Origin of the sequence: Streptomyces sp. NBC_00557 (genome assembly GCF_036345995.1) — a bacterium.
Classification (GTDB): Bacteria; Actinomycetota; Actinomycetes; order Streptomycetales; family Streptomycetaceae; genus Streptomyces.
Window position 1 is genome coordinate 5,754,628 of sequence record NZ_CP107796.1, and the last position, 12,603, is coordinate 5,767,230.

The following is a 12,603-nucleotide window of genomic DNA, read 5'->3' on the forward strand; positions in this document are numbered from 1 at the left end:
CTCAGTACTCCACGTTCTGCGAGCGGCGGCGGATGACGGTGACCTCGTCGCGCTGGTTGCCGGTCGGGCCGTAGTAGTTGAAGGCGTAGGTGAACTGCGCGTAGCCGCCCGCGAGATGGGTGGGCTTGAGCAGCAGCCTCGTCAGGGAGTTGTGGATGCCGCCCCGCTTGCCGCTGACCTCGGTCTTCGGCACGTTCACGTTGCGGTCCTGGGCGTGGTACATGTACACGGTGCCCTCGGGCATCCGGTGGGTGACCACGGCGCGGGCGGCGACGACGCCGTTGCGGTTGTACGCCTCGATCCACTCGTTGTCCGTCACGCCGATCTTCTCGGCGTCGGCGGTGGACATCCAGATCACCGGGCCGCCCCGGGACAGGTCGAGCATGTACTTGTTGTCCTGGTAGTTCGAGTGGATGGACCACTTCGAGTGCGGGGTCAGATAGCGGACCGTGACCTCCGCCCGGCCGTGCTCATGCAGCTGCTCGTCGCCGCAGTGCCGGGGGGTGTTCAACGGGGGCCGGTATACGGGGAGTTGCTCGCCGAGTTCGGCCATCCAGTCGTGCTGGACGAAGAAGTGCTGGCGGCCGGTGAGCGTGTGCCAGGGCTTTTTGTGCTCGGTGTTGATCACGAAGGGGGAGTAGCGGCGCCCGCCGGTCTCCGAGCCCGACCACTCGTAGGAGGTCATGACCGCGCGAGGCTGGGTGCGGGTGTCGGCGAAGGTGATCCGCTCGGCCTCGCGCTCAGAGGCGAGTTCCACCAGGCCCTCGCTGCCGGTCTGCCGCTCCATCGCGCGGAAGCCCTCGGTGGCCAGGCGGCCGTTGGTGGTGCCGGACAGAGCGAGGATCGCCTCGCACATGTCGGAGGCGGTGGCCAGGGAGGGCCGCCCGGCGGCGATTCCGCCCCGTACGGTCCCGCAGCGGTGCCGTAGCTCCTCCAGCTCCTGGTCCGGGTGGACGGTGATGCCCTTGGTGGTGGTGCCCAGGGTGTCGAGCAGGGGGCCGACGGCGCGCATCTTCTGCGCGGTCGCGGCGTAGTCGCGTTCGACGACTACGAGCTTCGGCATGGTACGGCCGGGCACCGGGTCGCACTCGCCCGTCTTCCAGTCCCGTACGACACCGCCCGGCTGGGCGAGTTCGTCGGGGGTGTCGTGCGTGAGCGGCACGGCGAGGACGTCGGTGCGGGTGCCGAGGTGCCCGGCGGCGAGCTCGCTGAAGCGGTCGGCGATGGTCAGGAAGGTGTCGTAGTCGGTGCGGGCCTGCCAGGGCGGGGCGATGGCGGGTGTGAAGGCGTGCACGAAGGGGTGCATGTCGGTCGAGGACAGGTCGTCCTTCTCGTACCAGGTGGCGGCCGGCAGGACCACGTCGGCCAGCAGCCCGGTGGAGGTCATCCGGAAGTCCATGCAGACCAGCAGGTCGAGCTTGCCCTCGGGCGCCTCCTCCCGCCACACCACCTCCTTCGGCCGTCCCTCGGGCGGGGTCTCGGCGGAGCGGACTGCCGCGTCCGTGCCGAGCAGATGGCGCAGGAAGTACTCGTTGCCCTTGCCGGAGGAGCCCAGCAGGTTCGCCCGCCACACAGTCAGCACGCGGGGGAAGTTGGCCGGGTCGTCGGGATCCTCGGCGGCGAACCGCAGCCTGCCGGACTTCAGCTCGTCGACGATGTGCTCGGCGACGGGGCGCCCCTCGGCGGCGGCCTCGTCGGTCAGGTCCAGCGGGTTGCGGTTGAAGCCGGGATGGCCGGGCGTCCAGCCGAGCCGTACCGCCTGTGCGAGCGTGTCCGCGAACGCCTTCCCCTTGAAGCGGCCTTCACCGAGCGGGGATGCCAGCTCGTCGGGGCCGAACGCCTCGTAGCGCCACTGGTCGGAGTTCAGGTACCAGTACGACGTCCCCGCCATGTGCCGGGTGGGCCGCTGCCAGTCGAAGGCGAACGCCAGGTGCTGGAAGCCGGTCAGCGGACGGACCTTCTCCTGGCCGACGTAGTGCGCCCAGCCGCCGCCGTTGACACCCTGGCAGCCGGTCATCGTGGTCAGTGCCAGGAACGCCCGGTAGATCGTGTCCGAGTGGAACCAGTGGTTGGTGCCCGCACCCATCGCGATCATCGAACGGCCCTGAGTGCGCTCGGCGTTACGGGCGAACTCCCGGGCGATCCGGGCCGCCTGCTCGGCGGGCACCGAGGTGATCGTCTCCTGCCAGGCCGGGGTGTACGGCTGGGACGCGTCGTCGTATGCGAGCGGCCAGACGCCCGGCAGACCGGGCCGGGCCACCCCGTACTGGGCGAGCATCAGGTCGAAGACCGTGGTGACGAGTCGGCCGCCGATCCGCCGCACAGGTACGCCGCGCACCATCACCGAGCCGCCCTCCGAGGCGCCCTCGTCGAACCGGGGAAGTGCCACGCGCACCCGGTCCTCGGCCGAGTCGAGTAGGCTCAACTCGGGCTCCACTTCGCCCAGTTCAAGGTTCCAGCGGCCCTGTTCGGTCTTTCCCCAGCGGAAGCCGAGCGAGCCGTTCGGCACGACGGGCTCACCCGTGGCCGCGTCGAGGAGGACGGTCTTGGACTCGGCGTGTTCTGTGTCGTGCCCGAGGTCGGCGGCGGTCAGGAACCCGTCCGGGACGAGTCCGTGTTCGTGCTCGCGCAGGGTCACCAGGAATGGGGCGTCGGTGAACTTACGCAGGTAGTCCCGGAAGTAGGGCACGTCGCGGTCGACGAGGAACTCCCGCAGGATCACATGGCCCATGGCCATCGCCAGCGCGCCGTCCGTTCCGGGGTGCGGGGCGAGCCACTCGTCGGCGTGCTTGACGTTGTCGGCGTAGTCGGGGCTGACCGCGACGACCTTGGTGCCGTTGTAGCGGCTCTCGGTGAGGAAGTGAGCGTCGGGGGTGCGGGTGACGGGGATATTGGAACCCCACATGATCAGGTAGCCGGCGTTCCACCAGTCCGCGGCCTCGGGCACGTCGGTCTGGTCACCGAAGACCTGCGGGGAGGCGATCGGCAGGTCGGCGTACCAGTCGTAGAAGGAGAGCAGCGTGCCGCCGATCAGCGACATGAAGCGGGAGCCGGCCGCGAAGGACGCCATTGACATCGCGGGGATCGGGGAGAAGCCGGCGACGCGGTCGGGGCCGTAGGCCTTGATGGTGTGGACGTGGGCGGCGGCGACCAGCTCGGCGACCTCGTCCCAGTCGGCCCGCACCAGGCCGCCCTTGCCGCGAGCCCGCTTGTAGGCGCGCGCCTTCGCCGGGTCGCCCGTGATCTCCGCCCAGGCCGCGACCGGATCGCCGAGCCGCCGCCGGGCCTCGCGCCACAGCTTCAGCAGCGCGCCGCGCACGTACGGGTAGCGGACCCGGCTCGGGGAGTAGGTGTACCAGGAGAACGACGCTCCACGCGGGCAGCCGCGGGGCTCGTATTCGGGGCAGTCCGCGCCGATCGACGGGTAGTCGGTGGCCTGGTGCTCCCAGGTGATGATGCCGTCCTTGACGTACACCATCCACGAACACGACCCGGTGCAGTTGACGCCGTGCGTGGAGCGCACCACCTTGTCGTGCGCCCAGCGGTCGCGGTAGAACCCCTCCCACGAGGGGTCGCCGGTGCCGAAGACAGCGCGTCCGTCGGCCGAGACCTCGCGGCGGGTCAGCAGCCTGCGGGCCGCCAGCGGCCAACTGTCACCTTCGCGCCGCTGCGCGGGGCGCGCGATCTTGTCGTTCTCCATGAGCACGAACGCTAGGCGTCGGATTCCAGCCGGGCCTGGGGCCGAACGGCCCTGCTTGGCCGACCGTATGGCCCGCTCTTCACCTGGGGCGAGGGGACCCAGGGCCCTTCGGGTAGTGGGGGCGAGATGTGCGTGTACGAGAGCGGCGAGGCTACTGTGCGAGACGATCACATGCTCGCTGCGGTGGCGGTCTGCACGCCGCGAGTGGACGCGGAGGCGGATCGACGCATGCCGCGTCGCTCGGGGCTCGCTTCGAGTGGGGAGTGGTCAGCCGAGCTGGACGCCGGTGTGGCTCTCCAGGGCTTGGATGAGACGAGCCTGGAACTCTTCGTCTGGCGCCGCAGGGTGAGGTTCCTGGGGGCGCTGGTGGTGCCAGTAGCCGCCGGTGTTCGGGGTGATGTTGTGGTGTGTGGCGAGCCATGCCTGTGTCTGGTGGCCGGCGGTCAGGTCGTCCGGTGCGCCGGGGCCGCCCATGCGGGTCGGTACCCAGCCGGGGTCGACCGCGTGGCTGGTGGTTCCGTCCCAGCGGGAGGCGAGGGCGAGCGCGAGGGTGGTGACCCAGAGCTTGGCGTCGGAGTAGGAGGCGGTGCCGTCGGTGAGGCGTCGCAGGTCGGTGGAGCCGCCGCGGTGCATGGAGCTGCTGAGGTAGATGAGTCGGCCGGGCTTGTCCATGAGCGCGGTCAGCAGGTAGGGCGCGAGGGTGTTGACCGTGACGACGTCGGGAGAGTCCAGGACACCGGCGTTGTGGATGACGGCGTCGAAGCGGCCGAACTCCTGGGCCTGGTCGGCGACGTGCCGGATCTCGTCGAGTTTCGCCAGGTCGCCGACGATGGTGCCTTTCCACCGGCCGGCGGCCTCCGCGTTGAGACGGCCTTGGTTGCGGGCGTGGACGACGACGTCGTGCCCCTGGTCGGCCAGTGCGTCCGCGGTGTTGTGTCCGAGCCCGCTGGAGGCGCCGGTCACCAGAATCAATGCCATGTCCCTGTCCCTCGTCTCCGGTCTGCGGTGCAGCTGCGCGATGACCAGGTTCTCCTTGGCCCTGCCGCGGCCGCCGTGTCGGCGCCCCTGCTCAGTTCCCTGCCCCGTCCGCGCTGTGCGACGGGACGGGGCGGCGGGGAGGGGTTGGTCAGAGGGTGAGGAGGACCTTGGTGGCGCGGCGTTCGTCCATGGCCTTGTAGCCTTCGGCGGCCTGTTCCAGGGGGAGGGTGAGGTCGAAGACCTTGCCGGGGTCGATCTTGCGGTCCCAGATGAGCTGGATCAGGTCGGGGAGGAACCGGCGGACCGGGGCGGGGCCGCCCAGGGTGTGGATGCCGGCGAAGAACAGCTCGATGCCGGGGATCTGCACGTCGTAGTTCACGCCGACGTAGCCCATGTGGCCGCCGCCGCGGGTGGAGCCGACGGCCTGCATGAACGATTCCTTCGTGCCGACCGCTTCGACGACCGAGTGCGCGCCCAGTCCGCCGGTGAGTTCCTTGATCTTCGCGACGCCGGCGTCGCTGCGCTCCTCGACGATGTCGGTGGCGCCGTAGTAGCGGGCGAGTTTCTGCCGCTCGGGGTGGCGGGACATGGCGATGATCTGCTCGGCGCCGAGCTGCTTGGCGGCCAGGATGGCCATCAGGCCGACGGCGCCGTCGCCGACGACGGCGACGGTCTTGCCGGGGCCGGCCTCGGCGGCGACGGCGGCGAACCAGCCGGTGCCGAGCACGTCGGAGGCGGCTAGGAGGGCGGGGATCAGCTCGGGGTCGGGTTGTCCTGGGGTGGCCACCAGGGTGCCGTCGGCCAGCGGGATGCGGGCCTTCTCGGCCTGGGTGCCGATCCCGGCGTGGACGAACTCGGCGTGCACGCACTTGGACTGGAAGCCGGCCTGGCAGATCTCGCAGGTGTTGTCGGAGATGACGAAGGAGCCGACGACGAAGTCCCCGGGCTTGACGGTCTTCACCTCGGAGCCGACCTCTTCGACCACGCCGACGTACTCGTGGCCCATGAGGGTGTGGTCGGCGGGCTCGATGCCGCGGTAGGGCCACAGGTCCGACCCGCAGATGCAGGTCGCCGTCAGCTTCACGATCGCGTCGGTCGGTTCGATGATCTTCGGGTCGTCACGGTCCTCCACCCGGACGTCCCCGGCGGTGTGCATGATGACTCCACGCATGTTGTGCGTCTCCGTGCTTCTTGTTGCGTGCGGGGCTCGACCGCTCTGACGGCCGTGAGTGGTGTTTCGCTGCCGGCAGGCGGGCGGGGCCGCCTGCCGTACGGCAAGGCGATGCTGGTCAGGCCAGGTTCTTGGTGAAGAACTCGTCGAGCTTGTCGAACGGGATGAGGTCCTTGCGGTCGTACAGGTCGACGTGGTCCGCGCCCGGAACGATCACCAGGTCGATGTTGCCGGGCGCCATCGCCTGGACGTCCTCGGAGTAGTAGCGCGAGTGCGCGTCGGCGCCAGCCACCAGAAGGGCGCGGCGGGGCGCGAGCATGCCGATGTTCGCCATCAGCGGGAACGCGAAGAAGCCCTGGGGCGTGGTCGCGGTCCACACGGTGTTGGAGTTGACGGAGCGGGGGTGGTAGCCGCGCTCGGTGCGGTAGTAGTCGAAGAAGCTGGAGGTGACCGGGTCCGCGCCCTCGGGGAGGGTCTCGGGCAGGATGCGGTCGGAGATGGCCATGGTGCCGTCCGCGTTGAAGGGGATCTCGTGGGATCCCCGTGCGAAGGTGCCGTTCTCGGCGTCGGCCCACCGCTGCCGGCCGAGGTAGTCGACGATCTCCTGGCGCTGCTCGGGCGTGTAGCTGTCCTTGTAGCCGCGGGACATGCTGCGCGACATGTCGTACATCGAGACCGTGGCCACCGCCTTGATCCGGCCGTCGGCGGCCGCGGCGGTGAGCGCCATGCCGCTCAGGCCGCAGATGGCGTGCGCTCCGATGCGCTCGCGGTCGACGAGGTCCTGCAGTCCGAGGAAGTCGACGGCGGCGCTGTAGTCCTCGGTGTAGATGCCGGGGGCGGCGACATCGCGGACCTCGCCGCCGCTCTCGCCCGAGAAGGAGGGGTCGAACGCGAGGGACACGTAGCCGCGGCGCGCGAACTCGTTCGCGTACAGGCCCGACGACTGCTCCTTGACGGCGCCGAACGGCCCGCTGACGGCCAGCGCCGGGAGCTTGCCGGTGGCGTTCTTCGGGGTGTAGAGGTCCGCGGCGATCTCGATGCCGAACCGGTTCTTGAACCGCACCGGGGTGCGGTCGACGTTCTCGTCCAGCTGGAAGGTGTAGCCGTCCGACGTGGTCATGTTCTCGCTCCTGAGACGTTGCTGGTCCGAGCCTCGCGTGGGGTGCTGGGACCGCTTTCCGCTTCATGTTCTTCGCGGCCGATGGGGCTCGCATGTCCAGAAAACCGCCCAGGCCGGGCAGGGAGAAGGTCGCACTTATCGGGGGGACCGGCTCTCCCCCCGCTGGGGTCCGCGCGCCGTCCGGCGCCGCGGATTGAGGGGGGACAAGCTCGACCTCCCTCGCCGGCAGCCCGCGACTACCGTGGAAGCCATGGACCAGCAGGGTGGCAACCGCGCCGACATCCGCGACTTCCTCGTCAGCCGACGGGCCAAGATCACTCCGGAGCAGGCCGGGCTGCCCGCCGGCACCCGCCGTCGCGTGCCGGGGCTGCGGCGCGAGGAGGTCGCCGTGCTGGCCGGGGTCAGCACCGAGTGGTACACCCGGCTGGAGAAGGGCCACATCAGCGGCGTGTCCGAGGACGTCCTCGCGGCCGTGGCCCAGGCGCTGCACCTGGACGAGGACGAGCGGACCTATCTGTTCGACCTGGCCAAATCCGCCCGCCCTGCCCGCCGCACTGCGCCGCGCCGCAAGGACGTCGACGTCCCGCCCCGGGTGCAGTGGATGCTCGACTCCATGACGATGGCCTGCGCTTTCGTCTGCAACGGCCGCCTGGACGTCATCGCCCACAACGCGCTGTTCAAGGCCTTGTGGGCGCCGATGTACGACAGCCCCACCACCCGCGAGCACGGCCGCGCCAACCTGGCCCGCTACATCTTCCTCGACCCCGGAGCCCAGCACTACTTCGCCGACTGGGACGCCGCCTGTGCCTCCACCGCCGCGCTGCTGCACGCCGAAGCCGGACGCGAACCGGGCGACCGGGCGCTGCGCGAACTCATCGGAGAGCTGTCCACCCTCAGCGCCGCCTTCCGCACCCACTGGGCCGCGCACGACGTCCGCATCCACCACGACGGCACCAAGCGCCTGCGCCACCCCGTGGTCGGCGACCTGGAGCTGACCTACCACTCCCTGGGCCTGCCCCTGCCCAACCGGAGCGCGCACGTCCTCACCGTCTACTGCGCCGAACCGGGCACCGCCTCCGAAGAGGCGCTGCGCCTGCTCGCCTCCTGGGCCGCCACTCAGGGCAGCACATCCTCCAGCCAGCATCTGCAGCACGACTGACCGGCCCGGCAAGGACTCGTCCCCGTCCCTGGGCGGGACCGGGGACGAGCCCTCGTCGCGGACCGGGTCCGCCCGGCCGGGCCCGGCGGCAGCGCCACCCCCGGCGCTGCCGCCGGCCCGACCGGAGCTTCAGAGGGAAAAGACGCGCTCGGCCTGGTCACGGGCGGTGGTGTGCAGCTCCCAGTAGACCGGGGCGATCTGCTCGGGCTGCGCGGTGGGCAGGCCGGGGATGACGGCGGTGCCGATCGACACGTCGATGCCGACGTGCGCGGCCTGGACACCGGTGCCCGCGTCGGCCAGCTCGTTGTGCAGGTTCATCGCCCAGTTGCGCAGCGCCGCGGCGGCGGCGTTGACGTTGGCGACCCGCGGGTCGGGGACGATCGAGCCCGCGCCGGTGGTGAACAGCAGCGTGCCCGCGCCGGCCTCGCGCATCGCGGGCAGCACCGCCTGCGTGGCGGCGATGGCGCCGTAGAGCTGGAAGTTCATCTCGAACTCCACGTGCGAGGGCTCCGTGCCGGTCGGGGAGGTCAGCGCGGTGGTGCCGAACGTGCCGACCGGGGAGTACTCCAGGACGTCGATGCCGCCGAACCTGGCGGCGGCGTCCCCCAGCGCCTGGGTGAGCGCGTTGCGGTCGAGCACGTCCGCGGGAAACGCGGCGGCGGTGATGCCGTCGGCGGCGAGCTTGCCGACGAGGGTGTCGAGCTTGTCCCGGTTGCGGGAGATCAGGGCGACGTCGAAGCCGTGGGAGCCGAAGGTGCGGGCGATGGCCAGGCCCAGCTGGGGTCCGGCTCCGACGATGGCGATGCTGGTCACAGAAGATCCTTTCGCGGACTGTCACGGAGCCGAGTGCTCCTGTGCAGCCCTGAATGAATTGGATAGGCCTATCCGGTTTCTATTCCGGAAAGGCCTATCCGGTTCGTCCCGACCACGGTAACACGGCAATCGGATAGGGCATTCCGATTCGCTAGACTGGCGGCATGAACAGGGACGAGACGACCGCCCAGCCCCTGCGCAGCGACGCCGAACGCAACCGGGGCCGGATCATCGCCGCCGCGCGCACGGTGTTCGCCCGCGATGGCCTGAGCGCCTCCATGGCCTCGGTGGCCCGCGAGACGGGCGTGGGCATCGCCACCCTGTTCCGGCACTTCCCCACCAAGGAGGACCTGGTCGCCGCGGTCTTCGCCGGCCGCATGGACGCCTACGCCGACGCGGTCACGGCTGCGCTGGCAGACCCCGACCCCTGGCGCGGCTTCACCGGCTACATCGAGACCGCCTGCGCGATGCAGGCCGCCGACTACGGCTTCGCCGACGTGCTGACCACGACCTTCCCCACCGCCAAGGCCCTGGAGCAGCGCCGCACCGAGGCGTACGAGGCCATGCTGCGGCTCATCGACCGCGCCAAGGCCGCAGGCCGCCTGCGCGAGGACTTCGATCCCTCTGACCTGGTGCTGATGCACATGGCCAACGCCGGCGTCGTCAACGCCACCGGCGACGCCGCGCCCGACGCGTGGCGGCGCGTGGTGGCCTTCTTCATCCAGTCCTTCGAGGCCCCCGCTCGCGGCTCCCTGCCCGCCTCGCCCGAGCACGACGCTCTCTACCGGGCCATGCTCCGCGCCAGCACGACGGGTGACACCGCGTCAAAGCCGGGCAAGGGCAGCTGACAGCACCCGGCCACCCGGTCGTCGCCCAACACCGCGGTCACCGTGTCTCCGCGCTCGATCGATCGGCGTCCGCCTGGCCGCGAGGGCGGGGTACTGCGTTGACCAGCCCCAGGTCGAGGCGCTTGTCCATGTCCAGGTGGAAGGTGCCATACGGGTTGAGTCCGACCAGAACAAAGTCCGCCGCCGGCACCTTCACCAACTCGGTGACGTACTCAACCGCCTGCGGTGGGATCTCCTCAACGAACTCCGGGAACCGGCCCTCGAGCTCGAAGAACCTCAGCACCAGAGAGAAGCCCAGCCGCGTCGGACCGTTTTGTTCGCCACCAGGTCCCAGTCGCCGTCCACCAGTGTCCAGCACGCCACCACGTCTTCCGGTGACCACTCCTGCCGCACGTCCCCGCCGTCCCTCGCCTCAGTCCACGGATTCACCCGAACGGCTCAACGAACCGGCGCCCCGCGGCAATGGGCGACCAGACGAGCCGTGGACGTGCAGCCCGAGCTACCTTGCGGCCGGGGTTGGAGCTAGGACTACGGGGCTTACTTGCATCCACGCGCGGGCTGGGGTCGCGATCGCGGCGGCTGTGTGCCCGGCCCGAGGAGGCCGTCCACCGGGCGGGCGCGCTGAGTTCTTGTCCCCGGGCGGCCACCCGGACAGGCCCGAGGTAGTGATGGAGGACCATTGGACGGCGTTGCAGGGCCGCTCGGCCCAAGCTGCGGCAGGAGCGGCACGGGGACGCTGACTTCCGACCGGCCGGGAACGGCCGGAAGGCCCTTGCGCCCGGCTGCCCGGCCACGTCTTCTCGTGCCTACGGCCGCGGCAGACACGGCGCGCTCCCGGTCCGGTCACCGTCCGGCTCTCCGCCACGGCCCACGGTCGCCCGCCATATCGCGTCGTCGTCGTTGGTCCCTGCCTGGCCGCGTCGTCCGCGGGTCACGTCAGGACGTGGCGGACGAGCCGGCACCTCTACCCGCACCTGGCCGGGCTGCCCGGCCGTGAACCACTGGAGGCACCCTCGTGAGTGCTCTCACCCTTGCCTCGGCCCCCGAGGACGCCACAGCCCTCGAAGCCGCAGAGGCGCACCATGCCCGCATGGCCGGGGAGCTGGCTGGCCGCGTGGCGATGCTGCTCACCGCGGCGAACCGGGATCCGGATGCCGCGGAGCGAATCCGTGCGGGCCTCGTCGCCTTCTGTGACCGTGAGATCCTGCCGCACGCGATTGCCGAGGAAGCCGCGCTCTACCCCGCCGCGCGCCGCCTACCGGACAGTCGCCTGCTCGTTGAGAGCCTGATCGCTGAACACAGCTGCCTGACCGCGCTGGTCGACGCCCTGCGCACCCCGTCCGACGTGACCGGCGCGGCGGCCGACGCCCGCGCTCTTCAGGTCTTCTTCGAAGAACACGTGGCCAAGGAGAACGGCCTTGTGCTCCCCCTGCTCGCCGCGGCCCCGGGGCTCCGGCTGGCCGACTTGCTCGCCAGCATGCACGACCGGCTTGAGCACCGCACCCGGTCCGGCGGCGGTCCTGGAGCCGACAGCCATACGGCGGCCCAGGAAAACGGGGAGGAGACCGGTTGCGGTGGAGGGTGCGGCTGCGGCGGCGAGGAAGAGGCCGCCGAGCCCGAACTGGATGTGCGATCCGTTCCCCACGCCCTCCGCCATGCGACGGTTTTCGGCGCGCTGGACGCTGTCCAGGCCGGGCAGGCCATGGTGCTCGTCGCGCCGCACGACCCGCTGCCGCTGCTCGGGCAGATCGAACAGCGCAACCCTGGACGCTTCGCCGTGGAATACCTGCAGCGGGGTCCCGAAGCCTGGCGGCTCCGGCTCAGCCACCACTGACCCGGCCCGCGACCGGCGGCCCTGCAGCGTGCGCGCCGCAACCTCCCGTGGCCCGCACGAACACCGAACAGAGGAAAGGCACGTTTCATGAATGGTGCGCACTGGTGGACCGGTCCACTGGTCAGGACGGTCGGTGCGGCTCTGGTGGCCGCTGGACCCGTCATGGTCTGGCGCGGGCGCAACGGCCGTAAGGAGATCCGTACGGAACTGGCAGCCCAGAAGATCACGTTCCCGGACCACGGGCTGCCTGACCACCTCGTCCCCCTCACCGGCCGGCAAGTGGAGACCGGTCCCCAGGCTCACGCCTACGCCGAACTCATCAAGGACCACCTCGTCCAGGCCACCGGCGGCCGCACCTACGCCGAGATCACCGAGGAACTGCACGCCACAGGAAACGACGACGAGAAGCTGAGCGCCCTGCGCCAGACCGCGTTCATGGGCGAAACCCTGCGCGGTTCGCTGCTGTCGGCCTACCAGGCATGGCACCTCACCACCCTGGTCACTGGGCTCGGTGCCCTGCTGACCGGCCTGGGTACGGCCCTGGTGGCCACGGCGGACGCCCTGGGCGTGGACGGGAGCGGCGGCGGGAGCCCGCGGCGCATGGGGTAGCCGCCTGTCGAATTCACTCCGTCCTCTGACCGGTTCGATCCGGATCCCGCACGACCCCGGCCGCCGCGAGGACGAATCGCGCCAGGATCCCGTGCAGGCGAGACACGAGATCTCCGCATGCGGCCGCCGCCATCGCCGACCATGGCGGAGGCCGCCTCCCCAATCTCCCATCGCCAAGCAGCAGTTGACCCTTTTCGAACAGCCAATTCACAACATCTACTCGTGCTCCTGGGTGGTCGTCGGCACAAAGATCATGTGCGTCTCCGCCGTGGCGGGGGAGGCACTCGGCGCCGCATGCCATCAGCACCCACCTGGTGCGGCATTCACCCCATTAGTCCCATCCGGCCCCTTCGGCCCTGTCCTGCGAACCG

At 70.5% G+C, this 12,603-nt stretch carries 10 protein-coding genes; 4 read left to right on the forward strand and 6 right to left on the reverse strand.

What is annotated here, in order from left to right; genetic code table 11:
* Window position 1: 1 nt before the first annotated feature.
* From OG956_RS25160 to OG956_RS25175, 4 genes are all read right to left on the reverse strand, one after another.
* Window positions 2-3,700: a nitrate reductase subunit alpha gene (locus OG956_RS25160; protein WP_330340254.1), complete on the reverse strand. Its 3,699-nt coding sequence runs from the start codon at window positions 3,698-3,700 to the stop codon at window positions 2-4.
* A gap of 267 nt (window positions 3,701-3,967) precedes the next feature.
* Entirely contained in the window at window positions 3,968-4,678 is a 711-nt protein-coding gene (locus tag OG956_RS25165) for an SDR family NAD(P)-dependent oxidoreductase (RefSeq protein WP_330340255.1), read from the reverse strand.
* 148 nt (window positions 4,679-4,826) lie between these two features.
* Window positions 4,827-5,849, reverse strand: coding sequence for a zinc-dependent alcohol dehydrogenase family protein (locus tag OG956_RS25170; RefSeq protein WP_330340256.1), 1,023 nt, complete (start codon window positions 5,847-5,849; stop codon window positions 4,827-4,829).
* Window positions 5,850-5,967: 118 nt separating this feature from the next.
* On the reverse strand, window positions 5,968-6,969 hold the full coding sequence (locus OG956_RS25175) for an alpha/beta hydrolase (protein WP_330340257.1): 1,002 nt from the start codon (window positions 6,967-6,969) through the stop codon (window positions 5,968-5,970).
* 250 nt (window positions 6,970-7,219) lie between these two features.
* Between OG956_RS25175 and OG956_RS25180 the strand changes: the two genes are divergently transcribed.
* Entirely contained in the window at window positions 7,220-8,128 is a 909-nt protein-coding gene (locus OG956_RS25180) for a helix-turn-helix transcriptional regulator (protein WP_330340258.1), read from the forward strand.
* 129 nt (window positions 8,129-8,257) lie between these two features.
* Here OG956_RS25180 and OG956_RS25185 read toward each other — a convergent pair whose 3' ends face one another.
* Complete coding sequence (locus tag OG956_RS25185) at window positions 8,258-8,941, reverse strand: SDR family NAD(P)-dependent oxidoreductase (RefSeq protein ID WP_330340259.1); 684 nt, start codon at window positions 8,939-8,941, stop codon at window positions 8,258-8,260.
* A gap of 164 nt (window positions 8,942-9,105) precedes the next feature.
* On the opposite strand from OG956_RS25185, the gene OG956_RS25190 reads away from it, so the two are divergent.
* Window positions 9,106-9,789 (forward strand): TetR/AcrR family transcriptional regulator, encoded by a 684-nt coding sequence (locus tag OG956_RS25190; RefSeq protein ID WP_330340260.1) that lies wholly within the window; start codon window positions 9,106-9,108, stop codon window positions 9,787-9,789.
* Between the two features lie 37 nt (window positions 9,790-9,826).
* Here OG956_RS25190 and OG956_RS25195 read toward each other — a convergent pair whose 3' ends face one another.
* A complete protein-coding gene (locus OG956_RS25195; RefSeq protein WP_330340261.1) occupies window positions 9,827-10,147 on the reverse strand; it encodes a hypothetical protein in 321 nt (106 codons plus the stop codon).
* A 657-nt stretch (window positions 10,148-10,804) separates the two neighbouring features.
* On the opposite strand from OG956_RS25195, the gene OG956_RS25200 reads away from it, so the two are divergent.
* Both OG956_RS25200 and OG956_RS25205 read left to right on the forward strand, forming a co-directional pair.
* Window positions 10,805-11,623, forward strand: coding sequence for a DUF2249 domain-containing protein (locus tag OG956_RS25200; protein WP_330340262.1), 819 nt, complete (start codon window positions 10,805-10,807; stop codon window positions 11,621-11,623).
* An 87-nt stretch (window positions 11,624-11,710) separates the two neighbouring features.
* Entirely contained in the window at window positions 11,711-12,232 is a 522-nt protein-coding gene (locus OG956_RS25205; protein WP_330340263.1) for a hypothetical protein, read from the forward strand.
* Window positions 12,233-12,603: the final 371 nt, after the last annotated feature.